Source organism: Leucobacter sp. cx-328 (assembly GCF_014530035.1).
Taxonomy (GTDB): Bacteria; Actinomycetota; Actinomycetes; order Actinomycetales; family Microbacteriaceae; genus Leucobacter.
In genome coordinates, this window is the sequence record NZ_JACVMX010000009.1 from 1 (window position 1) to 25,732 (window position 25,732).

The following is a 25,732-nucleotide window of genomic DNA, read 5'->3' on the forward strand; positions in this document are numbered from 1 at the left end:
GAGATCTCCGTAGACTTCGGTCTGTGAGGCTCCCAGTAGATGACTGGGTTGATAGGCCAGATGTGGAAGCGCGGTAACGTGTGGAGCTGACTGGTACTAATAAGCCGATGACTTGATATTCTCCCTCCCTTGGATGGGTGGGGCATGAGTATGGAAAATCTTAAACGATATTGTTCGCGTTCACTTTGTGGTTCTTGATGTACGAGAAGCCACGCCAGACAGCATGTCTGATTCGCTCTTGAGTGGGTGGGTTGGGTATTCTGGTGTGGTTGATATGTTCATAGAGTTACGGTGGTTATAGCGTCAGGGAAACGCCCGGTTACATTCCGAACCCGGAAGCTAAGACTGACAGCGCCGATGGTACTGCACTCGGGAGGGTGTGGGAGAGTAGGTCACCGCCGGACACCTTTTGGTGGGTGAGAGGGGAACACTGTTTCAGCAATGAGTGCTGGGGCGGGGTTTCCCTTTCACTGTTTTGGGGGGTTCGCTTCCTTTGGTTTCTTTCCCTTTTTTGGGGGGAGGGGCTAGAGGGGCGGGCCCCTTTTTTGTACCCAAAACCGGGCACACGCCCACCGCACCGAGGCTTGGCGGGTTGCCGCACTGCGCCTAGTACGATTGCTATTTCGATGCCCCATGGCTCCGAAAAGGCGATAAGTGGTCGCGATGTAGCCGTCGCTCCCAGTAACACGGGTATCTGACAGGTTCGGGTTCGCTAGACTGGTAAAAATGATCTGACTTACGCCGTGGTAACGGCAGCAGGGGAGCCACGCCTATGGGTGTTATGACGTTCATGCTCTTGGGGCTGGCCCTGGTATCTACCGTCACTCACTTATTGGCTTCTCGTATTCGTTGCCGCGCGTTCTACGTGCTTGCTGCCATCATGGCGATCGTCTTCGCTGTGCTCGCGTCTTTCGGTCCCGCCGTGCTGAGTGGCGAGGTATTTGTTGAGTCCATTCCATGGGTTCCGCAGCTTGGCTTAGACATCGTATTGCGGCTTGATGCCCTCGGCTGGTTGTTCTCCTTGTTGGTGACCGGTGCGGGCGCTCTCGTGCTGTTCTACTGCGCTTCGTACTTCGACGACACAGATATTGGCCAACCTCGTTTCGCAGCTGTATTCATGGGTTTCGCCACCTCAATGCTCGGTCTGGTGCTTGCAGATAATCTGTATCTGCTCTTTATCTTCTGGGAAGGGACCACGGTCTTCTCCTTCCTGCTTATCGGCCATGTCTTCCGTCTGCGTACGGCTAATGTCGCGGCACTGCAAGCGCTCATGGTGACGACCTTCGGTGGTCTGGCAATGCTTGTTGGCTTCGTGTTGCTCGTCAATTCCACCGGTCTGACGCTGTTGAGTGAGCTCGTCGCAAACCCCCCTTCAGGGGTGCTCACGACAGTGGCTATCTACCTTGTGGTTGTCGGTGCGCTGACTAAGTCTGCTATTTTCCCAACGCACTTCTGGCTGCCCTCAGCAATGGCAGCCCCAACACCGGTAAGCGCGTATCTGCACGCCGCGGCGATGGTGAAGGCGGGCGTCTATCTGTTGATTCGTCTGAGTCCAGGTTTCAGTGATGTCCCAGGCCTTCGCTGGGCGCTCGTGATCCTCGGCGCTATTACGATGCTCAACGGTGGCATTCGTGCGCTTCGACAGAACGATATAAAGCTCATTGTCGCTCATGGCACCGTCAGCCAGCTCGGCTTGCTTGTCATGGTCGTCGGGGTTGGCGATCCCGTGACAACGTTTGCGGCCCTGGTCATGCTCTTTGCGCACGCCGCTGCGAAGGCCCCGCTCTTCTTGTCCGTTGGCATTATTGACTATGCGACCGGCGTACGTGATCTTCGCAGGCTTTCAGGCATTTCCAAACGGTTCCCGGTGCTCGCAGTAGTGAGCGCTGCCGCGGCTGCTTCAATGGCTGGGTTCCCGATCTTCTTTGGCTTCGTGGCAAAGGAGTCAGTCTTCACCGAGCTTCTCGAAGCAGCGCACCGCCAGCCAGTGGCATGGATCGCACTGAGTGTTGCCTTCGTTGGTAGCTTGCTCACGGTCGCCTACATGATTCGTTTCTTCTGGGGCGCATTCATGACGAAACCGGGCTGTGCGCCTACCCCGGTCACACACACTCCCAAGCGCTCGTTCTTCGTCGCACCGTCGGTGTTCGTAGCGATCGCTCTTGTGTTCGGCATCATTGCTCCGCTCTTGGATCCTGTGTTCCAGTTGGCAGCACCGAACACCCCAGGTGCTGACATGACTGCGGAACACCTCAGCCTGTGGCACGGATTTACGCCTGCACTGTGGATCTCGCTGGCAGTGATGATCTTTGGCACGTTGCTCTTCTTCCCCGCACGGAAATTGCAGGCGAAGTTGCCGCCTGCCTCTGAGCGCTGGTCTGCTTCGCACTTCTACTGGTTGATCACGCACTGGCTCGACGCGTTTGCTGTGCGGATGACCGCGATCACGCAGCGTGGCTCACTTCCGTTCTATCTCGCGGTAATTCTGCTTGTGCTGATCTTCGGCGTTGGTGGGACAGTTCTCACACTGCGGCCGTGGCCGCAGGAGTGGGAGCTAGTGTCATCACCAGTACAGATTCCCATCGCGATCATCGTGATTCTTGCGGCAATTTACTCGCTTCGAGCCCGTACTCGTTTTAAGGCTGCGCTACTTGTCGGTGTGACCGGCTATGGAATGGCCGTGATCTTTGCGCTGCACGGAGCTCCAGATCTTGCCCTGACGCAGCTGCTGGTTGAAACCGTCACCCTCATCGCGTTTGTGCTCGTCATTCGTCGGCTCGCCCCTCGCTTTGGGAATCGCGCGTCGGTCAAGGTGCGTTGGGCTCGCGCTGGCATCGGTATCGGAGTCGGCCTGGTACTCGGCGCGGTCGCACTCATCGCGCTTGGCTCGCGAGTCGCGGAACCGATTTCCCTGCAACTGCCAGACCTAGCCGTATATGGCGGTCACGGCCACAACGTCGTGAACGTCATGCTGGTTGATATCCGCGGCTGGGACACGCTCGGTGAGCTTTCTGTAGTGCTCGCAGCCGCCACTGGCGTTGCTTCTCTCGTCTTCTTGAGCACTCGCGTCGATACAAAGCCAAAGCTCAGCCGCCGTGAAGCGCGCAGCGCTGTGCAAGACCACATGATGCGCGTGATTGATCCGAAGGATCCCGAGCGTCGTCTGAGCTGGCTTCTTTCAGGTCGAATGCTTGATCCGGATCGCCGCTCGATCATTCTCGAGGTCGTGGTTCGCCTGATCTTCCACGCCCTCATCATCCTGTCGATCTATTTGCTCCTTGCAGGCCACAACTTGCCGGGTGGTGGGTTCGCAGGCGGTCTTGTCGCAGGTCTTGCTCTCGTCGCGCGGTACTTGGCCGGTGGCCGGTATGAGCTCAGGGCAACGGTCCCGCTTGATGCTGGTCGCATCCTCGGTACGGGGCTCGCGCTTGCCGTCACCATGGCGATCCTGCCGATGTTCTTCGGGCAGGCCGCGCTTGCTTCGGCTTGGGTAGATGTTGATCTTGGTCCATTCGGCACGCTGCCGTTCGTTACCTCAACCCTCTTCGACGTTGGCGTGTACCTCGTGGTCTTCGGGCTCGTTCTTGACGTGATTCGAAGCCTCGGCGCAGAGATCGACGAGCACGAAGAAGAAGACGAAGAGTTTGGCTTCGATTCCGGCCAAGACTTATCGGATGATGATGCCCCGACCGAAGAGACTCGAACAACTGACACGACCGCAACGGAGGTGAAGACACGATGACAATGCCACTCATTCTGGTACTTGTGATGGTGGTGCTGTACGCGTGCGGCATCTACCTCATGCTCGACCGTGCGCTCACTCGTCTGCTGCTTGGCTTCCTGATGGTGGGCAATGCGACGAACTTGCTCATCTTCCTGATGTCTGGGTCGTTTGGTGATGCTCCAATTGCCGACGGCACAGCTGCTGAAGATATGAGTGATCCGCTCCCGCAGGCTTTCATCTTGACAGCAATCGTGATCACGTTCGGAGTGAGTGCGTTCTTGCTTGCGTTGATCTACCGTTCCTGGCGTCTCGCGCAGGGCGCACATGACCGCCTGGAAGACGATGAAGCGGATCTCGGTCTTGCTGACGCAGAGATGCTTACAACTGAGGAGCTCACTGACGAAGACCTCGAGGACGCACCTGAGTTCGAAGATGAGACGCCAGAAGATTCTGACGGCCGGGATCGATTCGTGACGGGGGAGCGCAACGCATGATTCAGCTTGTCCCGCTCGTCGTCCTGATCCCGCTCGCTGGTGCTGCCCTCGCGTTGGCGTTGCCTGGCCGCCGCCGAATCCAGCAGGGCATTACCCTGCTGGTCCTGACCGCAGTCTTGGTCATTGGCATTGCATTCATGTTCTTGGTGCATGAGAACGGCACCCTCATCATGCAGGTCGGTGGCTGGGCCGCCCCGTTTGGCATCTCACTGGTCATTGACAGCGTGTCGGCGATCATGATTGCTGTGTCTGCGGTCGTATTGCTCGCGGTCTTCCTGTTTTCGATCGGCCAGGGTTTTGCCGATGGTGACGATGAGACACCGGTCTCGATTTACTACCCGACCTACATGGTCCTCGGCGCGGGCGTCTTCAACGCCTTCATCGCGGGCGACCTGTTCAACCTCTTTGTTGGCTTCGAGATCTTGCTCGTCGCCAGCTACGTGTTGATTACGCTCGGCGGTACCGCGCAGCGGATCCGCGCCGGCGTGACGTATGTGGTCGTGTCGCTCGTGTCCTCGACCCTGTTCCTTGCCGCAATCGGAGTCATTTATGGCGCGACCGGCACGGTGAACATGGCCCAGCTCACGGTGCGGATCGCAGAGCTCCCCGATGATGTCCAGCTCATATTGAACTTGCTGTTGCTCATTGCGTTCGGGATTAAGGCGGCAGTGTTCCCGCTCGCATTCTGGTTGCCTGACTCGTACCCGACGGCTCCGGCTCCCGTGACCGCGGTCTTCGCTGGCCTGCTCACCAAGGTGGGCGTCTACGCGATTCTGCGCACGCAGACGCAGCTGTTTCCTGAGTCGAGTATCGACCGCCTCCTCATGGTGATCGCGGGGCTGACCCTCCTCGTCGGAATTCTCGGCGCGATCTCGCAGCTCGATGTGAAGCGACTCCTCTCCTTTACGCTGATCAGCCACATCGGTTACCTCATCTTCGGCATCAGCATGGCGACTGGTCTCGGCTTCGGGGCCACGATTTACTACATGGTCCACCACATCATCGTGCAGACGACGTTGTTCCTTGCAGTGGGCCTGCTTGAACGGCACGGTGGCACGACTTCGCTGTCGGGGCTCGGTGGCGTGCTGCGATCCGCGCCCGTCATTGGTGTGCTCTTCTTTATTCCAATGTTGAACCTTGGCGGGATCCCGCCGTTCTCCGGCTTCATCGGCAAGATCGGTCTGTTCACCGCGGGTGCGCAGTTAGGCTCAGCCGGCGCATACTGGCTCATCGGTATCGGAACCCTCGTATCGCTCTTGACTTTGTACGCTCTCGCACGCACCTGGGTGCTTGCGTTCTGGCGCCCCAAGGCGCGTAAGGACGCGGATCGTGGCAGCGCCAAGCAGCCATCGACCGAGGCAATGATTCTGCGTCGTCGTGAAGAACAGATGTTCGAACAGCTGCAGGACGCTCCCGACGCACAGCCGACGCAGGAAGAAAAGGACATTCCGAAGCTCATGACCGGCGCGACAGCTGGCATGGTCGTCGTGAGTCTTCTGCTCACCGTGTTTGCCGGCCCGCTCATGGCGTACGCGGAACGCGGTGGCAACGACCTTATGGCGCCTAAATCGATCGTGCAGCAGGTGTTGAACGGCGACCCCGCATTGCCGGGTGGCTCAGGCGAGACTACATCGACCGATGAGGGAGGTGCCCATTGAATTCAGCGAAGCGTTCAGCAGAGCGAAACGCACGTCGCATTGAGTGGCGGATCCGCCTGCACGAGATTCCCCTCATTGTTGGCCTCGTCATTCTCTGGATGATGCTCTGGCGTGAAATTTCGCTGCTGTCAGCGGTGAGCGGTCTCGTCGTTGCTTTCGTCGCGATGCGAGTGTTTTATCTACCGCCGGTTGACCTCGCTGGTCGATTCAACCTGTGGTGGGCGATCCGATATCTGGCGCACTTTTTCTCACAGCTTGCCATCGCCTCTTGGAACGTGGCATGGCTCTCGGTGAAGCCTGGGCCCGCCCCGAAGACCTCAATCATTGAGGTACCTCTACGCACCAGGTCTGACTTCATCCTCACGATGGTGGGGCTGACGATTTCGCTCATTCCTGGCTCCCTCGTCGTTGAGGTTGATCGCTACCGATCCACGCTGTACCTCCACGCGATCGATACGCCGACCGGGGTAGAGGTTGCCGCAATGCGTGCAGAGGTTGCTCGAATTGAACGGTTGCTCATCCTGGCGGCAGGGTCGAAGGAAGAAATGGGGAAGGTGCGATGACCACATTCACGATGATCATGCTGATCGCAGTGTGCGCCGGCCTCTCGCTTACGGCCCTCGCCGCTATCATCCGAATCATGCGAGGTCCTTCAATCCTCGACCGTATGGTTGCGTCCGACGTGCTACTCACGACGGTCATGCTGGCTCTGGGCGTTGATATGGTGGTGCGCGGTCACACGCACACGGTCCCGCTTATGATCGTGATCGCAGCAACCGCAACGTTTGCCACAATCGTGGTGGCGAAGTTCGTGCGTCGTAAGGCAGAGCTCGAGACCTCGCAAGCAACCCCGATCGAACCATCGGTTCCCGAAGGAGAAGTCACTCATGATTGAAGATGTTCTCCACGTCATCTCGATGTGCTGCTTGCTGGTTGCCGCCATCCTTTCGGTGGCTGCAGGCATTGGCTTGTTGCGGTTCCCTGACGTATTGAGCCGGTTGCATGCTGCAACGAAACCGCAGATCTTTGGCCTGCTACTCGTGATTCTCGCGATCGCTCTCGAGCAGCAGTCATTTATGACTCTATTTGCATTGGTGCCGGTCTTTGTCTTCCAGTCGCTCACGGCGCCTGTTGCCGCGCACATGGTCGGTCGTGCGGCCTACCGCACCGGAGAGCTCGACGATGAGAGTCTCGTACTTGACGAGCTCGAACCAGCCATTGAACGCGCAAACGCCGAGGCATAACCAGCACCGGTTCTGCCTCGGCGTTTGCCGTGACGCGTATGGTTACGCGTCTACCAAATACCTGCTGTAAGCAGGAAGCGTGAGGAACGTCGGGAAATCGTCTCCGAGCGAGACTTCCGCGAAGAGTTCAGCTGCCGCGTCATAGCGGTCGCCATCGAAGCGCTCGAAGCCAGCGACGGCTTCGTCAAGCAGCTCTTGGACCCATGCGCGGGTGATGCGCGTGCCCTCTGCAGTGGTCTGGTCTTGGTGGATCCACTGCCAGATCTGCGAGCGGCTGATCTCGGCGGTTGCGGCGTCTTCCATGAGGTTGTCGATGGCGACGGCACCAAGGCCGCGCAACCACGCCTCGATGTAGCGGATGCCGATCGACACATTTTCGCGAACGCCAGCCTCAGTAATGTCGCGTCCGATGTGAACGTCAAGGAGCTGCGCAGCGGTAACCTCAACGTCATCGCGCTGACGATCCACCTGATTTGGGCGATCGCTGAGCACCGCATCGAATTCCGCACGTGCGACCGGAATGAGGTCGGGGTGCGCCACCCAGGTGCCATCGAAGCCGTCGGTGGCCTCGCGGCGCTTGTCAGCCGTGACCTTCTCCTCGGCACGTGCGGTGACCTCTGGGTCACGACGGTTCGGGATGAACGCGCTCATGCCGCCGATAGCGTGTGCGCCGCGCTTGTGGCACGTCTTCACGAGCAGCTCCGTGTAGGCCCGCATGAACGGCACGGTCATGGTGACTTCACTGCGGTCGGGGAGCACGAAGCGTGCGCCGCGGCCACGGTAGTTCTTGATGATCGAGAAGATGTAGTCCCAGCGACCTGCGTTGAGACCGGCGATGTGGTCGCGCATGACGTAGAGAACTTCTTCCATCTCAAACGCTGCGGGTAGCGTCTCAATCAGCACAGTTGCGCGGATCGTTCCATGCGCGAGACCGAGCTCTTGCTCCGTGTAGGTGAAGATGTCGTCCCACAGCTTTGCTTCTTCGCTCGATTCAAGCTTGGCAATGTAGAAGTACGGGCCGCGGCCGCGAGCGATGAGCTCGCGAGCGTTGTGGAAGGCGTAGAGGCCGAAGTCGACCAGGCTGCCAGAAGCCGCCCCGGCTTGACCCTGCGCGTCAACGAAGCGCATGTGCTTCTCGACCAGGTGCCAGCCGCGGGGGCGCATCACAATTGTCGGAGTTTGCTCGGCCGTCACACGGTACTGCTTGCCCTCGGGGCTTGTGTACTCGAGCTGTTCGCGGATCACGTCGTAGAGCGAAAGCTGTCCGCCGATGACGTTGTGCCAGGTGGGACTCGTGGCATCTTCCTGATCCGCGAGCCACACCTTGGCGCCGGAGTTCATCGCGTTGATCGTCATCTTGGGGTCGGTTGGCCCCGTGATCTCGACGCGGCGATCTTCCAAACCAGGACCAGCACCCGCGACCCGCCAGCTCGGATCCTCGCGGATGAGCTGGGTGTCCGCACGGAACTTCGGGTCGCGGCCGTTGCCGATTTCGTAGCGTCGACGCTGGCGGTCTGCAAGGCGTTCGTGGCGGGTGCTTGCGAACTTCTCGTGGAGGGCAGTGACGAACTCGAGTGCCTCTGGTGTGAGGATCTCATCGAATCGTGGCTGTGGCCGGCCGAGCACCTCGATGCGGGGGCCGGAGTTGGTGGCGGTGCGCTGCGGCGCGGCCGCCTGCATGGTGGTCATGATCTGTCCGTTTCTATGCGGTAAGTGTCTGCGTTGCTGAGCAAGCGGGGATTAGTGGAACTGGCCTTCCTCGGTCGAGCCCACGAGCGCGAGGGTCGATGCCGAGGGGTTGAGTGCGGTCGAGATCGCATCGAAGTATCCGGTGCCAACCTCACGCTGGTGCTTGGTCGCGGTGTAGCCGCGAGCCTCGTCAGCGAACTCACGCTCCTGGAGTTCGACGTACGCCGACATGCCGTTTCGGGCGTAGCCGTGAGCGAGGTCGAACATTGACGAGTTAAGTGAGTGGAAACCAGCCAGGGTAATGAACTGGAAGGTGTAGCCCATTGCGCCGAGCTCGCGCTGGAACTTTGCGATGGTGTCATCGTCGAGGTGCTGCTTCCAGTTGAACGAGGGCGAGCAGTTGTACGCGAGCATCTGGTCGGGGAAGTCTTTCTTGACTGCCTCAGCAAACTCGCGAGCGAGCTCGAGATCGGGGGTGCCGGTCTCCATCCAGATGAGGTCTGCGTAGGGTGCGTATGCCTTCGCGCGAGCGATCGAGGGCGCGAGACCATTCTCGACCTTGAAGAAGCCTTCCGCGGTGCGCTCACCGGTGATGAATGGGCGGTCGCGCTCATCGACGTCGGAGGTGATGAGGGTTGCTGCCTCCGCATCGGTACGAGCGATGATGAGGCTCGGTACATCTGCCACGTCGGCAGCGAGGCGGGCTGCGTTCAGGGTGCGGATGTGCTGCTGGGTCGGAATGAGGACCTTGCCACCGAGGTGGCCGCACTTCTTTTCACTCGCGAGCTGGTCCTCCCAGTGAACGCCCGCTGCGCCCGAAGCGATCATTGACTTCATGAGCTCGTATGCGTTGAGTGGGCCGCCGAAGCCTGCCTCCGCGTCCGCGACGATCGGTGCGAGCCAATCCTCAACCGTGTGGATGCCTTCCGAGAACTCGATCTGGTCGGCGCGCAGCAGCGCGTTGTTGATGCGGCGCACGACCTGGGGTACTGAGTTTGCGGGGTAGAGCGACTGATCTGGGTAGGTCTGGCCCGAAATGTTGGCGTCGGCCGCAACTTGCCAGCCCGAAAGATAGATGGCGCGGAGGCCGGCTTTGACCTGCTGAACTGCCTGGTTGCCGGTGAGGGCGCCGAGCGCGTTGGTGTAGTCTCCGGTGGCAGCCTCCTCAGCGAGCTGCTTCCAGAGCCTTTCTGCACCGCGGCGGGCGAGCGTGTGTTCTTCCTGTACGCGGCCGCTGAGCTTCACAACGTCTTCGCCTGTGTAGTCGCGGGTGATGCCCTGCCAACGTGCGTTCGTTGCCCAGTCCTGCTCGAGCTCTACTGCCCTTGCGATGTCGTTCGTCACGATGTGCTCCTTCGGTTAGCCCGCTGAAAGTGAGAGGGTTTTCTGTGCGGTACCCCCATCTTGCGTGCAATGTACGGGGGAAATATCGGTTTGGTTGGGTGAAGAATCGCAATATTTCTGCTTGCGCAAACTTTCGTGATGCTGTCACGATGAGGGGAAGCCTGAACGAAAGGACCTGACAATGCCGTCAGTAAGCCCAGACCCTTCAATAACTGAGATGAGTGACGCGCTCGTGCTTGGCCGACGCATTCGCGAACGTCGAATGGAACTCGGCATGACACTTGACCATCTTGCAAAGCGCGTGGATCGGGCCCCCTCGCAGCTTTCTGCTATTGAAAATGGCAAACGTGAGCCGCACCTGCCGCTCCTGCGCGCCATAGCGGCAGCGCTCGGCGCATCGCTCGATGAGCTACTCAGTGAGGAAGCGCCGAGCGAGCGCGCGGCGCTTGAGATCGCCGTAGAGCGAGCACAGCGCGGCCCGGTGTTTCAGGCGCTCGGGCTGCAGCCGATCCGCGTCTCAAAGACCGCGAGTGATGAGGTGTTGAAAGCGATTCTTGGCCTGCACCAGGAAGTTGAGCGGGTGCACCGTGAGCGGGCAGCGACGCCGGAGGAAGCGCGGCGTGCGAACACCGAGTTGCGTTCAGAGATGCGTGCGCTCAATAACTATTACCCAGACCTGGAACATATTGCCCGCGAGCTGTTGGAGCGGGAAGGATATACCGAGGGGCCCGTGTCTCAACGAACGGTTTCTGGAATCGCGGAACAGTTGGGATTCAGCCTGCACTATGTGGGCGGGATGCCGCACTCGACAAGATCCGTGATTGATCGCCGCAATGGCAGAATCTACTTGAGCAGCACGCTGCCTTCACGCGACGCACGCGCACCGATTCTGCGGGCGCTGGCAGGCATCGTGTGTGGCCATGAAGAGCCGAAGAGCTACGGTGACTTCCTCCGCCAGCGGGTCGAGTCAAACTATCTCGCTGGTGCGATCCTGCTGCCTGAACAGTCGACGCTGCGCACGCTGCAGGAAGCGAAGGCGGCGCGCGATATCTCCATGGAGGATCTTCGCGACGCCTACGCGGTGTCGTACGAAATGGCCGCGCACCGCTTTACAAACCTTGCTACGAGTCACCTGGACCTTGAAGTGCACTTCACCAAAGTGCATGAGTCGGGAACCTTGATCAAGGCGTATGAAAACGACGGCGTGCGATTCCCGTCAGACGCGCTCGGCAATCTCGAGGGTGCCATGATCTGCCGCAACTGGACCGCCCGCACGATCTTTGCGCAGCCAGATCGGTTCAATCCCTGGTACCAGTACACGGACATGGCGAGTGGCGGTACCTACTGGTGTACATCACGAGTTGAAAAAGCGAAGGAAGGGCTGTACTCGGTCAGTGCTGGCGTGCGATTCGAGGATGTGAAGTGGTTCCGGGGGAGAGACACCTCGCATCGGACCGCGTCCAACTGCCCAGACGATCGCTGCTGCAGGATGGCCTCGCCCGAGCTCACTGAGAAGTGGCGCGACCTTGCATGGCCGGAAGCCGCCACCCCGACAAGCCTGCTTGCTGCGCTGCCAACCGGGGCATTTCCTGGTGTTGATAACCACGAAGTATTTGCGTTCTTGGAGGCCCACGAGCGCGCGGCAACAAATATTCCGTAATATGTCCGTGATAAATGGTGTTGTGGGGTGCGCCCAGCTACTCGCCTGCGATAGCGTAGAGGGTGCAACGCATCGACGGAGTCCCGCGGTGCGAGTTCGAGCGACGAGATCGGAATGGTGAAGCCATGAGCAGCGAAAATCGCCAGCGCGCAGCAGACGACACTGAGGTGCGTGCAACGCAGCAATTCCGAGATGACCTTGGCGCGATGATTCGTGCCCGCGCTACCGACCTCACGGTCGATGAGCGTGAAGCGGTCGAAGCCCTGCCCTCGGGTGCGGCCCTTCTCGTGGTTCGCCGCGGCCCTGACCAGGGCGCTCGCTTCCTGCTTGATCAGGCAAGCACCGTCGCTGGACGTCACCCCGCGGTAGACATTTTCCTTGACGACGTGACCGTCTCGCGACGTCACGCGGAATTCACGCGCGAAGGCACTACGTTCTTCGTGGCCGACCTGGGCTCGCTGAACGGCACGTACTGTGACGGTACGCGCATCGTTGGGGCACGTGAACTCGCTGATGGTGATGAGGTACAGGTCGGTAAGTACCGCTTCACGTTCTTCGCCTCACGTTTCGACCTTTCGGACCTGATCTAGCGTGTCCGTCGCGGTTGCCCGCGAGCAGCCGGAGCGCCTGCTCAGTATTGGGCAGGTGCTTTCGGTACTTTCAGAGAGCTTTGCGGACCTCACTCCGTCAAAGCTGCGATTCTTGGAGGAGCAAGGCCTTGTCGCGCCCGAGCGCACCAAGTCGGGCTACCGCAAATTCTCTCAGGAGCACATCGAGCGGGTACGTCTCGTGCTGACTCTGCAGCGTGATCACTATCTTCCGCTCAAGGTCATTGCTGACATCCTTGAAGAGCTCGATGCTGGCGGAGACCCAGTCATCCCAGGCGCAACCGAGCGAAGCGTGTCGAGCATGCTCGCTCCAACACTCGTGCTCAGCAGTGATGAGCTCTGCCGCAAAGCTGGTACCGACATGCGATTCCTCGGTCAGGTGATCGCAGCTGGCCTGCTGCCAGCTGCAGAGGTGTTCCCCTTCGAATGCATCGCTCAGCTCACGGCACTCGTGCGTCTCGCGGAGCAGGGTCTTGGCCCGCGCCACCTTCGCGCAATGCGGATCGCGGCTGAACGTGATGCCGAGCTTATTGAGCGCGGCGTTGCGGCCCGACTCGGGAACGCGGGCGCGCATGCTGGGCATGAAGCTGCCCTCGCGCTTGCGGAAGATCTCGAAGCGGTTCGCTCTGGCGTGTTGCGACGAGCGTTGAGCGATATTTAACAGGGCAAAAATTCGCGGGAAATCGCGGGTGAAAACCCGTTGAACCGTGGGTGGGAAATATTGCCGCGTGGCGGTCGTTGCGCGGTGAGAAAAGCAGGGATACCTTTGACTGTGTCCACCCCACCCGAAAGGATCGTCATGGAGCAATCGGAGCCTTCAGTCGAAGGAATGCACTTCAGTTCGCTGGGTGCTGATCTCCTGTTCGATGACGGTCTACCCAAGCCGAACACCGACGGCGGGTTTAAGGGTGCCGTGGCGGCTCGTGCCGCTGGGATCACCTATCGCCAGCTCGACTACTGGGCTCGTACCGGTCTCGTTGAGCCGACTGTTCGTAGCGCGAAGGGTTCCGGCTCGCAGCGTCTCTACGGTTTCCGGGACATTCTCGTATTGAAGCTCGTGAAGCGACTGCTCGATACCGGCATTTCGCTGCAGCAGATTCGTACCGCCGTCGAGCAGCTGCACGAAGCGGGTGTACATGATCTCTCGCAGACGACGCTCATGAGTGATGGCGCTGGCGTATACCTCTGCACCTCGAGTGACGAGGTTATTGACCTGGTAAGCCAGGGGCAGGGCGTGTTCGGTATCGCTGTTGGCAAGGTGCTCCGTGAAGTTGAGACCACGCTCGTAGACATGGACGACCACCGTGAAAAGGGCGAGTCTGACCCCGTTGATGAACTTGCGGTGCGCCGCAAGTCACGCCGCAAGATCTCCTAGGTTTTCTGCAGCGCTGTGAGGCACCTCGCCGCACTGTGAACTGCAAGAGAAAGGCCCCGCGCTTCTGGTCGAAGTGCGGGGCCTTTCTGTGATGCCCAACGGGGCTAGAAAGCGTTTGGCTTCTAGCCCTCGGCGACAGCGGTCTCGGTAGCGCCGCGCTGCGGTGCAGCGGGTGCCTCGATCTCTGCGGCGCGCAGAACACGGTCAAGTACCTGGTCAAAGTTCGCAGCCATCTCCTGTGCAGCCTCGCCTGGCCACAGGTGAACGGGTTTTGCGGCACCCTGCGCTTGCTGGAGTGCAGGACGCTCTGGGAGCTGCGGGTTCAGTACGAGCGGGCCAAACATCTCGCGTAGCTCACGGATGCGGAACTGGTGCTCCTGCGACTGCGGCTGCGACCGGTTGATCAAAACGCCAAGCGGCTGGAGACGCGGGCTGACGCCACGGCGGATCTCTTCGATTGCGCGAAGTGCGCGGTCTGCAGCTGCGACAGCGAACAGGCTTGGCTCGGTCACGATGATGACACGGTCACTCGCGGCCCACGCAGTACGCGTCAGTGCGTTCAGCGAGGGAGCCGAGTCGATGAGGACGAGATCGTACTCGGACTCGAGCGAAGCGAGCGCTTCTTCAAGCTTCCAGATGTCGCGAGTCGAAGGATGGGGGCCGTCAAAGTTGATGGCTGAGGGGCTGCCGACGAGCAGGTCGACCTTGCCTCCCTCGTGCAAGCCATTCCAGCCACTCGGCGCGATCGCAGCGCGAACAGTTGCGGGCTTTGGGCTCTCGAGAACGTCAGCGACGTTGGAGAAACCTGCGGGATTTACTGCGAGGCCAGTCGATACGTCGGACTGGGGGTCGAAGTCGACAACCAGGGTACGTAGACCACGCGAGAACGCAGCAGAAGCCAGGCCAAGGGTCACCGTTGTCTTGCCTACGCCGCCCTTGAGGGAACTCACACTCAATACATGCACGTTGACAGTCTACTTGATCTCGGTGTGAGCGGGATGAAAACTGATTGGAATCGCTCTACGCGTAACTGATGGCTTAGCATCGTACGGTGGACTTTCCGTGGTTCACAGGAGGAGCTCAAAGGTATGGCGATCCGCGAAATTCGCGTGTTTGGTGATCCGGTGCTGCGTACGGTCTGCACTCCGATCGAGACGATCGACGAGGGCGTTCGCGCCATGGTGCAGGACCTCGTCGATACCGTTGCATTTGATGGTCGGGCAGGTTTGGCATCGACGCAGATCGGCTACACGCAGCGCGCGTTCAGCCTGCACATTGATGGCAAGGTGAGCTACGTGTTGAACCCTGAGCTTTTCGACCTTGAGGGTGAACCCGTGCCGACTGGTGAAGGCTGCCTGTCGGTTCCTGATCTCTGGTTTGACGTTTTGCGATACCCGCGTGCGTCGGTACGCGGTATCGACCTTGATGGGAACCCCGTGGTGATCCGCGGTGAGGGTCTCATGGCGCAAGCACTCCAGCACGAGTGCGATCACCTCGATGGCAAGCTCTACATTTCGCGTCTCGAGCGTGAGGCTCGTGGTGAGGCGATGCGCCAGATCCGCACATCAACCTGGTTCTAATTCTGGGTTGGCGATCCGCGCCAACACTGGTAAACGCACTGTGGGGCGGCACGAGTCATATCGTGCCGCCCCACAGTGCGTTTTGCCGGTGTCAGTGCCAGGCGGCCTTAGTGTTCGTAGATTGCGTTGATCTCGTCAGCGAAGTCGCGCAAAATCGCGTCGCGCTTGATGCTGAGCTTCGGCGTAATATGGCCGTTCTCTTCGGTGAAGGTCATCGGCAGTACCGTGAACTTGCGAATCGACTCAGCTCGCGAGACGTATAGGTTTGCGCGATCGACCGCGTTCTGAATCTCGGCCCGAACCTTTGGATTGCGTGACGCTTCGGCGAGTGACATATTTGCATCTTCGCCGTTGTTTGTGAGCCACGCAGGAAGCATCTCGGGGTCGAGCGTGACGAGGGCAGCGATAAATGGGCGCTGATCGCCAACGACGACGACCTCCCCGACAATCGTGTTGCTGCGAATCGGGTCCTCAAGCGCTGCAGGGGAGACATTCTTGCCGCCCGCGGTGACGATGATTTCTTTCTTGCGGCCGGTGATCGTGAGGTAGCCCTCGTCATCGAGTGAACCGAGGTCGCCTGTGCGGAAGAAGCCGTCGCTCGTGAATGCCTGTGCGGTCGCTTCAGGGTTCTTCCAGTACTCCTTGAATACATCGAAGCCCTTGACAAGGATCTCTCCGTCATCAGCAATGCGAATGGTGTGGCCAGGCAGGGCAGGTCCGACTGTGCCGATCTTGAAGTGATCTGGCAGGTTCACGCTCACTGGCGCCGTGGTCTCGGTGAGACCGTAGCCCTCGAGAATCTTGACGCCGAGGCTGCGGTAGAAGTGGCCAAGGTAGTTACTCAGGGGTGCAGAGCCTGAGATGGCGTAGGTGACGTGGCCGCCGAGCTTCTCACGGAGCTTCGCGTAGACGAGCTTGTCAAACAGCTTGAACTTGGCGTTCAAAACGAATGGAACCTTGCCCTCATCCAACGCCTTCGAGTGCGCCACTGCGACCTTTGCTGCCGCGCGGAAGATCTTGCCCTTGCCATCAGCCTCGGTCGACTGTTCTGCTGAGTTGTACACCTTCTCGAACACGCGGGGGACCGCGAGAATAAAGGTCGGGTGGAACGTGCCAAGCGCAGGGAGCAGCTTTGAGGTGTCAGCCTGGTGGCCGACGCGCACGCCCTCTGAAACTGCGAGCACCGAAATGAAGCGCGCGAATACGTGCGCGAGCGTCACAAACAGCAGGGTAGAAGCGCCGGGCTGCTGCACGACCTCGCTGAGGCCTGCCGAAGCGTTGTTCGAAAGGTCAACGAAGTTCGAGTGCGTGAGTACGCAACCTTTGGGCCGACCCGTCGACCCCGAGGTGTAGATAAGCGTAGCCATGTCGCCGCCGACGGCGATAGAACGGCGTCGGTCGATCTCGGCATCGGGTACCTCTGCGCCGGCGTTGAACAGTTCAGCAAGCGCGTCACGGTCGAGACGCCAGACGAGATCGAGGTTTGGGAGTTCAGATTGCACCTCGTGGAAGCGCGCAGCCTGATGCTCAGTTTCCGTCATCAGCCCTCGTGCGCCCGAATCTTGCAGAATCCAGTGCAGCTGCAGCGCGGAAGAAGTCTCGTACACGGGCACCATAATGACGCCGGCGTAGTGCAGAGCGAAGTCGACGAGTGTCCACTCGTAACTCGTCTTGGTCATGAACGCGACACGGTCGCCTGGCTGGAGGCCGCTCGCAACAAATCCCTTTGCGAGAGCGACAACCTGGCGGCGGAACGCCGAAGCCGTGATGTCATTCCAGCCCCCGACACCGTCTGGCGTTGCGAACAACACGCGGTCGGGGGTGAGCGCAACACGCTTCTCAAGAAGATCGGCAATGTTGGTCTCCGGTGAAGACGGGACCAGTGCTGGGGTTTCGGCTTGTTTCACGGCAACTCCTTGGGACGGCGTGTGTTCCGTAATGGGACGAATCTGCTAATACTCGCCCGCGTAATTGGATACAGCTTATATGTATGGCCGTATTCCGCCAGGGCTCTTGTATCCTTGGAAGCAGCGAGGAAGGGATGCCGTCGACTGTGCTCTATTGGATTTTTAAACACCTACTTATCGGCCCACTGCTGAAGACGATCTATCGTCCGTGGGTCGAGGGCTCAGAGAACATCCCTGAGAGCGGTCCGGTCATTCTGGTGGGTAACCATCTCTCGGTGATCGATTCCTTCGTGCTTCCCGTCATGGTTGACCGCCGTGTGTACTTCCTAGCGAAGAGTGACTACTTCACCGGCAAAGGTCTCAAGGGCTGGTTCGTGAAATCGTTCATGCTTGGCGTTGGCCAGCTGCCGATTGACCGCTCAGGCGGCAAAGCCTCAGAGGCCTCGCTCAACACTGGTCTTTCTGTACTGGAGCGCGGCGATGTGCTCGGCATCTATCCCGAAGGCACTCGTAGCCCTGACGCGAAGCTCTATCGCGGACGCACGGGCGTTGCACGTCTCGTGCTTGAGTCTGGCGCGACCGTCGTTCCCGCGGTCATGATCGATACCGAGAAGGCGATGCCGATCGGCGTGAAGATCCCTCGCATTCGGCGGATCGGCACGGTCATCGGTAAGCCTCTCGACTTCAGCCGTTTCGCTGGCATGTCTGCCGACCGCTTCGTATTGCGAAGTGTGACGGATGAAATCATGCTTGAGATTCAAAAGCTCAGCGGCCAGGAATATGAGGACGTCTACGCCTCGAGCGTACGCAACCGCGCCCCAGTGCGCTAAAACCTCAGCGCTCCCACTAGGCTGAGGGAAACGCATAGCTGACATCTGTGTCTGCGCGTTGATTTCAAATGTCTTTGAGCACCAAGGAGAGCAGAGAACGTGACTGGTCGACAGCAAAACGTTACCGATGAGCAAATCTTCGCGGAGCTCGATAACTATTTGAAGCTTGAGGCCAAGCAGCAGCCCAGCTGGCCGGATCTCGACGCTCTCGACGCCGCAAAGCGTGAACTCGGCACCCAGCCTCCGTTGGTCTTTGCCGGTGAGGTTGACGCGCTCCGTGCTCGCCTCGCCGAAGCAGCACAGGGCAAGGCATTCCTGCTGCAGGGTGGCGATTGCGCTGAGACCTTTGAAGCGGCTACTGCTGACAAGATTCGCGATCGCGTGAAGACGCTGCTGCAGATGGCCGTCGTGTTGACATACGGTGCGTCGCTTCCGGTGATCAAGGTCGGCCGCATGGCTGGTCAGTTCGCAAAGCCGCGCTCGAGTAACGAGGAGACCCGTGAGGGTGTCACGCTGCCGGCATACCGCGGTGATCTCGTCAACGGCTACGACTTCACTGAGCCATCGCGCACCGCTGATCCCTCGCGACTCGTGCAGGGCTACCATGTGTCGGCTTCGACCCTGAACCTCATCCGCGCGTTCACGCACGGTGGCTTCGCAGACCTGCGCCAGGTGCATGCGTGGAACCGCGGCTTTGTCGCGAACCCTGCAAACCAGCGCTACGAGTCTCTCGCGGCCGAGATTGATCGTGCGCTCCGGTTCATGGAAGCGTGCAAGGTTGATCACGCCGCACTCTCGCAGACTGAGTTCTACGTGAGCCATGAGGCGCTGCTGCTCGATTACGAGCGTCCGCTCGCGCGCATCGACTCACGTACCGGTGAGCTCTACGGCACCTCAGGACACATGCTCTGGATCGGTGAGCGTACGCGCGAGCTCGATGGTGCACACGTTGACTTCCTGTCGAAGGTGCGCAACCCGATCGGTGTGAAGCTCGGCCCGACCGCCACCGTTGAGGACGCAGTGCGCCTCATGGACAAGCTCGATCCCGAGCGCGAGCCCGGTCGCCTGACCTTCATCACTCGTATGGGTGCTGGCAAGATCCGCGACGTTCTGCCCAGCATCCTTGAGGGCGTTAAGCGTGAGGGTTCGACTCCGCTGTGGATCACCGACCCGATGCACGGCAACGGCATCACCTCGTCGACCGGATACAAGACTCGTCGGTTCGAAGACGTCATGGACGAAGTGCTTGGCTTCTTCGAAGCGCACCGCGAGGCAGGCACATTCCCGGGTGGCGTACACGTTGAGCTCACCGGTGATGACGTCACCGAGTGCCTCGGCGGTGCGGAGAACATTGACGAAGAGGGTCTCGCGACTCGCTACGAGTCGGTGTGCGATCCCCGCCTAAACCACCACCAGTCACTCGAACTGGCATTCCAGGTCGCAGAAGAACTCAAGCGCTCGGTCTAAGACCACACGCGTTTCGACGCTCGGCGCGTACCAATAGGGCGCGCGCCGAGATGGCGCTCAAGTACATGGCCTAAATGTACTTGAGCGCCACTTTCGTTCCAGCGGGATGCTTGCTGCCAGCCTTGGGTTTCGTGCCCTTGACCTCGACAAGATCGCCCGCGATGCCCTCGGGGATTACGCCCGTATCAACCTCGAAGCCGGCGCCGCGCAGCGTCTCGAGGGCCTCATTTACGCTTTCGCCCTGAACGTCGGGGATCTCGAAAAGCTCAGGACCGAGTGACAGCGTGATCGAGAAGGAGTCACCAGGGCGTACCGGATCCGCGCTCATTCGGACAGAAAGCACGCGGCCTTCCTTCATCGTGGGATCGTACGCCTCGTAGTCGTCAGAGTCGTCGTGGACGAGTCCTGCATCCTCAAGCGCTTTGACGGCTTCGTTTTCTTCCATGCCGACGATGTTTGGGAGCGGGCCAGCAGACACGACAAGGTTGATTACGCTCTGTTCAGGCAGGGTTTCGCCAACGACCTCTTTTGCCTCATTGAGGGCAGCGAGCACTGTGCCTGCCGCGGCCTCATCGAAGCGGGTATCGACGACCTCACCAAAGGTGAAACGCGCATCGGTGATCGCAGTCTTTGCCTTGTCAGTCGTGAGGCCAACGACCGAGGGGATCGGGAGTTGCTCAGGCCCAGTTGACAAGCACACTTCAACCGTAGAGTCGCGGTCTACGCGGGTCCCTGGTTCGGGAATGGAACTGACGACATTGCCAACGGGTATGTCAAGACTCGAGCACTCGGCCGTCTGCATGACAAGGTCGCGGCTTTCGAGCATCTGCTCTGCTGCCGCAGGCGTCTCGCCGACAAAGCTCGGAACAATGACGCGCGAACCAGGGCCCTGGCCGAACCAGAAGCCGAGACCGCCTGCAATCACGATGGTGGCGGCGCTGGCCAGGGCAACGGTACGGCCGCGGCGGCGGCGGCGTTCTGCGCTCTGCTGCGCTGCAGCGATCGGGGTCGCGGGAGATGTCGGGGAAGGCGTCTCGTTCGCGTGGTTCTCGACGAAAATCGGGGTGACTCCAGCGAGCGGCTCTGCGGCGACGGGATCGAGGACTGTTGTCGCAGGCGTCGGATTGTCTGCCTCAGGCAGTTCGTGGAGTACGAGGGTGTCGGGCGTGCGGTACGGATCCGCGCGCAGATCACGCAGCACCTCAAGCGCGACGCCGGCGTCAGCCGGTCGCTCTTCTGGAGTGCGACGAGTGAGCCAAACGACGAAGTCGTCAATTGCTGGCGTCGACGTTGCCGATGCCTCGGACGGGCGCGGCACGGTGGAGTGCGCGTGCTGATAGGCAATCTGCATCGGCTGGTCGCCGGTGAAGGGCTGCGCCCCGACGAGCATCTCGTAGAGCATGATGCCGAAGGCGTAGAGATCACTCCGGGCGTCGGCAATGCCGCGGGTCACGAGCTCGGGGGAGAGATACGCAATCGTGCCGAGCAGTGCCTGACCGGTCGTCGTGTTCGCGCTGACTTCGCGAGCGAGACCGAAATCACCGATCTTGATACGACCGTCATCGACGAGCATGACGTTTTCTGGTTTGACATCGCGATGCACGATGCTCGCATCGTGGGCCGCAGCGAGGCCGGCAAGCACTGCTTCAGAAATCTCGAGCGTTTCATCGAGCGTGAGACTCTTGCGGCTCTTTAGGAGATCGCGAAGCGTGATGCTCGGAAGATACTCCATGATGAGGTACGAGCGACCGAGATCTTGCCCCTGATCGAAAACATTGACCAAGTTTGGGTGTGACAGCTGGGCAGCGCTGCGCGCCTCGCGGTCGAACCGCTTGGTGAAGTTTTCGTCCTCAGAGAGGTGCTGATGCATTACTTTGACCGCAACTTTGCGATGCAGTCTGATGTCATCAGCGAGATAGACCATAGCCATGCCGCCGCGGGCGATCCTCGACAGGATCGTGTAGCGGTCCTCAAAGGTTTGCCCGATGAGCGGGTCCGTAGGGTGGGTGGTCACTGTCAAAGTCTATGGAACAATCGCACGTTCTTTGGCATGCGCGCCGCGGGTTCCGCGCGTTGCTCTAATTGCGTCATTGGGAGACGAGTGGCAAAGTTGTATCTGTGAGTGATCAACGTTATTTGGCAATTCCCGACCTTGTAGAGATGTTTGGCGTGACTCCGGGTCGTGTACGCCGGATGATTGAGGAGCGATACCTCCTCGCCGTGCGCGTTGACGGCGTGCTCAGCGTTCCAGAGGAATTCGTTCTCAACGACGAGCCCGTCGTTGGCTTGCGCGGCACCGCGCTTGTGCTGCTGGACGCTGGTTTCACGGAGACCGAAGCTGTTGAGTGGATGCTTACGCCGAACGAGGAACTTGACGCCCGTCCCATTGACGAGCTGCGACTCGGCCGTAAGGCCGGTGTGCGCCGCGCGACCCAGGGACTCGCGTTCTAATAACTTTCATATTGGCCCCGTCGCACGCTGTGCGACGGGGCTTTTGTTTTGGCGGATCGCCGACGCGCCGTCTGCCCCAACCCCGCGAGATCGGGTGTTTCTGCCGAAAAAGGTAGTTGCAGTCGGTTGAAAAGGTGGATCTCGGGAGAACGGGCCCGTTTCGAGGGGTTGACCGCTCGGCGCGGATGCGCTGGTCAGGGTTCCTCCTGACCGGCGCGAGTAGGCTTATTCGTGAGCCGAATCGGCACAGAAGTTTTGCCCATGCGGGCACCAAGAGAAGGGCAGTTCATGGCACCTGAGACTGGCACCCATCCGCGCGAGGCCGCGATCCGCGCCTACGTACGCGAGAACTTTGACGACACGATCGAAGATCTGAAGCGACTCGTGCGTATTCCTTCGGTGTCGTGGCCGGCATTCGACCATGAGCCGCTGCAGCGCACGTCGGCTGAGATCGCAGAGATGCTCCGCGAAACGGGCATCTTTGACATCGTTGACGTTCGCCGCGCGCCGGTCGATGTGCAGCCTGAGGGGGCGACCGAGCCTGAGCTCGGCCAGCCCGCAGTTGTTGCTCGCCGCGAGGCGAAGAACGGTCGTCCGACCGTGCTGCTCTACGCGCACCACGACGTCCAGCCTCCCGGAGACGAGAAGGAATGGGAGTCGCCCGCCTTCGAGCCGACCGAGCGTAACGGCCGCCTGTACGGCCGCGGCGCTGCAGACGACAAGGCCGGCGTCATGTCGCACGTTGGGGCGATCCGCGCCCTTGCCGAGACCATTGCGGCCGATGGCGGCGATCTCGATCTCGGTATTGCGCTCTTCATCGAGGGCGAAGAGGAGTGGGCTTCGCAGTCGTTCGGCACGTTCCTTCGCGAGAACCGCGACGTGCTTGCTGCTGACGCGATCATCGTCGCTGACTCGGGCAACTGGGACGAGAAGACCCCGGCGCTCACCGTCGCGCTGCGCGGTGCGGTTGCATTCAACCTGCGTGTGCGCACGCTCGGTCATGCATCGCACTCCGGCATGTTCGGTGGCGCGGTTCCCGACGCGATGCTCGCCGCAGTGAAGCTGCTCTCCACCATGTGGGACGAAGACGGCGCTGTCGCAGTCGAGGGGCTCACCTCGGCAGACATCGCATCGCCTGAGTACGACGAGGCACGCCTGCGCGAGGAGTCGGCGCTGCTTCCCGGCGTTTCGACCATCGGCCGCGGCGAAATCCTCTCGCGCATCTGGGCACAGCCCGCAATCTCGATCACCGGCATCGATGCACCGAGCATCGAGAATGCGTCGAACACGCTCATCCCCGCAACTCGCGTGCGCATCAGCGCTCGCGTCGCACCGGGTCAGGACCCGAACGAGGCGTACGCGGCTATCCGCAAGCACCTCGAGGAGCGCGCACCCTTCGGTGCAGAGCTCGAGTTCGAGGACGCGGGCCTTGGCCAGGCGTTCCTCGTCGACACGAGCGGCTGGGCCGTCTCGGAGGTACGCGGCGCGATGGCTGACGCGTGGGGCGTTGACCCCGTTGACATGGGCGCGGGCGGTTCAATTCCGTTCATCGCCGAGCTCGTCGATGAGTTCCCTGAGGCGCAGATTCTTGTCACGGGCGTTGAAGATCCCGACGGTCGCGCACACAGCCCCAATGAGTCGCTACACATCGAGGCATTCGAGAAGTCGGTCCTCACTGAGGCGCTGTTCCTCTCGCGCCTGAACGAGCGCGGCGCGTAACCCGCGCGCCCACACGACGAAGCCCCTGCTGCTCAGCTGAGCGACAGGGGCTTCGTCGTGTGGGCGCCTCGTGGGGCACGCGGATCGGCTACGCGGATCGCTTGCCAGCTTTATCTGCAAGCTGTGCGAGTCGTATCGAAGCTTCGGGGTCGATGGGGGCGGTGCGGATCGTCTTCAGCGCGCGCTCGAGGTTGCCAGCGATCATGTCTTCGACGTCTGCAACCGCGCCACTGTCGTGGATCGTACGCTGGAGCATCGAGACCTGCTCTGCGTCGAGCTCGGTGCCGAGGAGATCGTCAAAAATGCGCTGTTGCGTCGGGGCGAGCCCGCGGCGCGCAAACGCTACGAGAACCGTACGTTTGCCCTCGATCAGGTCGTCACCGCTCGGCTTGCCGGTGAGTTCCTCGTCGCCAAACACGCCAAGGATGTCGTCGCGCAGCTGGAATGCAATGCCGACGGGCAATCCGAACTCAGCGAGTGCCTGTTCTTGATCTGCTGAAGCGCCAGCAAGCGCTGCGCCAATCAGCAGGGGAGCCTCGACGCTGTATTTGGCGGACTTGTACACGAGCACGCGGGTGGAGCGAGCGATCTGTTCGTCGTGATCCGCGAACCCGGGGCGCTGTTCTTCGACGATGTCGAGGAACTGGCCAACTGCAACCTCAGACCGCATACGGTTGAAGTGGCGGCGCACGGCACGTGCAGCGCCAATGTCTTGGATGTCGTAGCACGCACGATCCATGAGCTCGTCAGACCACGACTGCAACAGATCGCCGAGCAAGAGTGCACCCGAAATGCCGAAGTGGTCGGCGGATCCGCGCCACGACTTCAACTGATGCTGCGCAGCGAACTGCTGGTGCGTCGATGGGCGGCCGCGACGGGTATCGGAGCGGTCGATGATGTCATCGTGAATAAGAGCAGCCGCGTGGAACAGCTCGAGGGAGCAGGCGAGGTCGAGCAGAGCACTGAACTCGCGGTCGATGTCCTTGTGCACCGAGAAGGGGCGTACCGCGCGGAATCCCTGCACAGCGAAGAGTGCTCGGAAGCGTTTTCCGCCGGTCAAAAAGCCGAGTGCCTCGTCGAGGAGGGGAGTCGCGTCCGGACCGAGCGCGCTAAGCGCTTCACGGTGGCCGGCGACCGTGTCATTCAGGCGCTCCTGGAGAAGGCCTGCGAGTCTCGTTGTTTCATCCACGGCAACTAGCCTAGCTGCACGTCCGCGGCGTAGACTGGTGATGCTGACATGAGTCAGCATTTACGCGGGAGGTACAGGGAGATGGCCCTTTCTGAGCACGAGCAGCGTCTGCTCGATGAGATGGAGCGTCGCTTCTATCAGAGTGAAGCAGATGTGCTTCCAACAACTGGCGCGAGCCGCCCTGCCTTGAGCTACCGGATGATTGTTCTCGGTACGCTCCTCACGCTCCTTGGCATTGGTGTCATGGTGGCTGGTGTTGCAGGGCAGATGCTCTGGCTCGGTCTCGTAGGTTTCGCCGCAATGGTTGGCGGCGTGGTGCTGTTCTTCACACGTCGCGAGAACGACCCTGAAGCGGTCGTGAGTGGCAAGGCTCGCGCAGGTGCTGCACCGAAGGCGGCCGCGGCGAAGGAAACGCTGAGCGACCGCATGGAGCGTCGCTGGAACGAACGTATGGAGGGGGAGCGCTAAGCCGCTGCCACCCTCTAGCCCGGGCAACTCGCAGGAGTTGCCCGGGCTTTTTGTTTGTCTGGAGCGCCGTAGCTGCCATAGGCGGTGCGGGCGCTGCAGTAGCCGCGAAGATACGGCTGGGCGACCTCCACTTTGCCCCACGGCCCTCCGTGAGTAGCTGGCGGAGGTGTCAACCCTTCGAAACGGTCCCCTTCTCTCGAGATCGATAGTTTCTGCACGCTGAAAGGGGTGCTTTCGAGAGAAAGGGGTGCTTTCGAGAGAAAGGGGTGCTTTCGCGTGGTTGGGGAGGGGCGGCGACAGCGCCGGCCACCGCGCCACGCGGAGG

The 25,732-nt window shown here is 60.5% G+C and carries 22 protein-coding genes and 2 rRNA genes; 18 read left to right on the forward strand and 6 right to left on the reverse strand.

Translation table 11 applies throughout. The annotated features are described in order from the left end of the window. From ICL81_RS09940 to mnhG, 8 genes are all read left to right on the forward strand, one after another. Positions 1 to 120: ribosomal RNA gene (locus ICL81_RS09940) — 23S ribosomal RNA — on the forward strand; the annotation flags it as partial. A 167-nt stretch (positions 121 to 287) separates the two neighbouring features. Continuing rightward, positions 288 to 404, forward strand: a 5S ribosomal RNA gene (gene rrf, locus ICL81_RS09945). 386 nt (positions 405 to 790) lie between these two features. After that, entirely contained in the window at positions 791 to 3,742 is a 2,952-nt protein-coding gene (locus ICL81_RS09950) for a Na+/H+ antiporter subunit A (RefSeq protein ID WP_353055505.1), read from the forward strand. Further along, a complete protein-coding gene (locus ICL81_RS09955) occupies positions 3,739 to 4,218 on the forward strand; it encodes a Na(+)/H(+) antiporter subunit C (protein WP_188034744.1) in 480 nt (159 codons plus the stop codon). The genes ICL81_RS09950 and ICL81_RS09955 overlap by 4 nt, the downstream gene beginning before the upstream one ends. Then, a complete protein-coding gene (locus ICL81_RS09960; RefSeq protein ID WP_188034745.1) occupies positions 4,215 to 5,876 on the forward strand; it encodes a Na+/H+ antiporter subunit D in 1,662 nt (553 codons plus the stop codon). Before ICL81_RS09955 ends, ICL81_RS09960 begins: the two co-directional genes overlap by 4 nt. After that, on the forward strand, positions 5,873 to 6,439 hold the full coding sequence (locus ICL81_RS09965; protein ID WP_188034746.1) for a Na+/H+ antiporter subunit E: 567 nt from the start codon (positions 5,873 to 5,875) through the stop codon (positions 6,437 to 6,439). Before ICL81_RS09960 ends, ICL81_RS09965 begins: the two co-directional genes overlap by 4 nt. Then, positions 6,436 to 6,771, forward strand: coding sequence for a monovalent cation/H+ antiporter complex subunit F (locus ICL81_RS09970; protein WP_188034747.1), 336 nt, complete (start codon positions 6,436 to 6,438; stop codon positions 6,769 to 6,771). Before ICL81_RS09965 ends, ICL81_RS09970 begins: the two co-directional genes overlap by 4 nt. Further along, positions 6,764 to 7,120 carry a monovalent cation/H(+) antiporter subunit G gene (gene mnhG, locus ICL81_RS09975; protein ID WP_188034748.1) on the forward strand — a complete coding sequence of 119 codons (357 nt, stop codon included), beginning with the start codon at positions 6,764 to 6,766 and terminating at the stop codon, positions 7,118 to 7,120. Before ICL81_RS09970 ends, mnhG begins: the two co-directional genes overlap by 8 nt. Before the next feature lie 42 nt (positions 7,121 to 7,162). Here mnhG and aceB read toward each other — a convergent pair whose 3' ends face one another. Together aceB and aceA are read right to left on the reverse strand one after the other, a co-directional pair. Continuing rightward, complete coding sequence (gene aceB / locus ICL81_RS09980; RefSeq protein ID WP_188034749.1) at positions 7,163 to 8,809, reverse strand: malate synthase A; 1,647 nt, start codon at positions 8,807 to 8,809, stop codon at positions 7,163 to 7,165. A 51-nt stretch (positions 8,810 to 8,860) separates the two neighbouring features. Beyond that, positions 8,861 to 10,153, reverse strand: a complete 1,293-nt coding sequence (gene aceA, locus ICL81_RS09985; protein ID WP_188034750.1) for an isocitrate lyase — start codon at positions 10,151 to 10,153, stop codon at positions 8,861 to 8,863. A gap of 217 nt (positions 10,154 to 10,370) precedes the next feature. Between aceA and ICL81_RS09990 the strand changes: the two genes are divergently transcribed. The 4 genes from ICL81_RS09990 to ICL81_RS10005 all read left to right on the forward strand — a co-directional run bounded on the left by ICL81_RS09990 (position 10,371) and on the right by ICL81_RS10005 (position 13,796). Further along, entirely contained in the window at positions 10,371 to 11,813 is a 1,443-nt protein-coding gene (locus ICL81_RS09990; RefSeq protein ID WP_251382080.1) for an XRE family transcriptional regulator, read from the forward strand. Between the two features lie 125 nt (positions 11,814 to 11,938). Then, entirely contained in the window at positions 11,939 to 12,403 is a 465-nt protein-coding gene (locus ICL81_RS09995) for an FHA domain-containing protein (protein ID WP_188034752.1), read from the forward strand. Position 12,404: 1 nt separating this feature from the next. Continuing rightward, the gene (locus ICL81_RS10000; protein WP_188034753.1) at positions 12,405 to 13,082 is read left to right on the forward strand and encodes a MerR family transcriptional regulator; all 678 of its coding nucleotides are present in this window, start codon (positions 12,405 to 12,407) and stop codon (positions 13,080 to 13,082) included. Between the two features lie 138 nt (positions 13,083 to 13,220). Beyond that, on the forward strand, positions 13,221 to 13,796 hold the full coding sequence (locus ICL81_RS10005) for a MerR family transcriptional regulator (protein ID WP_223160675.1): 576 nt from the start codon (positions 13,221 to 13,223) through the stop codon (positions 13,794 to 13,796). Between the two features lie 122 nt (positions 13,797 to 13,918). Here ICL81_RS10005 and ICL81_RS10010 read toward each other — a convergent pair whose 3' ends face one another. Next, positions 13,919 to 14,746, reverse strand: a complete 828-nt coding sequence (locus ICL81_RS10010) for a ParA family protein (protein ID WP_353055493.1) — start codon at positions 14,744 to 14,746, stop codon at positions 13,919 to 13,921. Positions 14,747 to 14,884: 138 nt separating this feature from the next. Between ICL81_RS10010 and def the strand changes: the two genes are divergently transcribed. After that, positions 14,885 to 15,376 (forward strand): peptide deformylase, encoded by a 492-nt coding sequence (gene def, locus ICL81_RS10015; RefSeq protein ID WP_188034755.1) that lies wholly within the window; start codon positions 14,885 to 14,887, stop codon positions 15,374 to 15,376. Between the two features lie 107 nt (positions 15,377 to 15,483). On the opposite strand, the gene ICL81_RS10020 is transcribed toward def, so the two are convergent. Further along, positions 15,484 to 17,283 (reverse strand): AMP-dependent synthetase/ligase, encoded by a 1,800-nt coding sequence (locus ICL81_RS10020; protein ID WP_188034756.1) that lies wholly within the window; start codon positions 17,281 to 17,283, stop codon positions 15,484 to 15,486. Between the two features lie 146 nt (positions 17,284 to 17,429). Here ICL81_RS10020 and ICL81_RS10025 point away from each other — a divergent pair, with 146 nt between their 5' ends. Continuing rightward, positions 17,430 to 18,113, forward strand: a complete 684-nt coding sequence (locus ICL81_RS10025; RefSeq protein ID WP_188034757.1) for a lysophospholipid acyltransferase family protein — start codon at positions 17,430 to 17,432, stop codon at positions 18,111 to 18,113. Between the two features lie 135 nt (positions 18,114 to 18,248). After that, positions 18,249 to 19,580 carry a class II 3-deoxy-7-phosphoheptulonate synthase gene (locus ICL81_RS10030; RefSeq protein ID WP_188034827.1) on the forward strand — a complete coding sequence of 444 codons (1,332 nt, stop codon included), beginning with the start codon at positions 18,249 to 18,251 and terminating at the stop codon, positions 19,578 to 19,580. A 70-nt stretch (positions 19,581 to 19,650) separates the two neighbouring features. Here ICL81_RS10030 and pknB read toward each other — a convergent pair whose 3' ends face one another. Further along, positions 19,651 to 21,594, reverse strand: a complete 1,944-nt coding sequence (gene pknB / locus ICL81_RS10035; protein ID WP_353055494.1) for a Stk1 family PASTA domain-containing Ser/Thr kinase — start codon at positions 21,592 to 21,594, stop codon at positions 19,651 to 19,653. A gap of 104 nt (positions 21,595 to 21,698) precedes the next feature. Here pknB and ICL81_RS10040 point away from each other — a divergent pair, with 104 nt between their 5' ends. Together ICL81_RS10040 and ICL81_RS10045 are read left to right on the forward strand one after the other, a co-directional pair. Further along, the gene (locus ICL81_RS10040; protein WP_353055495.1) at positions 21,699 to 22,031 is read left to right on the forward strand and encodes an Rv2175c family DNA-binding protein; all 333 of its coding nucleotides are present in this window, start codon (positions 21,699 to 21,701) and stop codon (positions 22,029 to 22,031) included. Positions 22,032 to 22,319: 288 nt separating this feature from the next. Further along, positions 22,320 to 23,750 (forward strand): dipeptidase, encoded by a 1,431-nt coding sequence (locus ICL81_RS10045; RefSeq protein WP_188034758.1) that lies wholly within the window; start codon positions 22,320 to 22,322, stop codon positions 23,748 to 23,750. Between the two features lie 88 nt (positions 23,751 to 23,838). On the opposite strand, the gene ICL81_RS10050 is transcribed toward ICL81_RS10045, so the two are convergent. Continuing rightward, positions 23,839 to 24,939, reverse strand: a complete 1,101-nt coding sequence (locus tag ICL81_RS10050; RefSeq protein WP_188034759.1) for a polyprenyl synthetase family protein — start codon at positions 24,937 to 24,939, stop codon at positions 23,839 to 23,841. 81 nt (positions 24,940 to 25,020) lie between these two features. On the opposite strand from ICL81_RS10050, the gene ICL81_RS10055 reads away from it, so the two are divergent. Continuing rightward, the gene (locus tag ICL81_RS10055) at positions 25,021 to 25,407 is read left to right on the forward strand and encodes a DUF3040 domain-containing protein (RefSeq protein ID WP_188034760.1); all 387 of its coding nucleotides are present in this window, start codon (positions 25,021 to 25,023) and stop codon (positions 25,405 to 25,407) included. Positions 25,408 to 25,732: the final 325 nt, after the last annotated feature.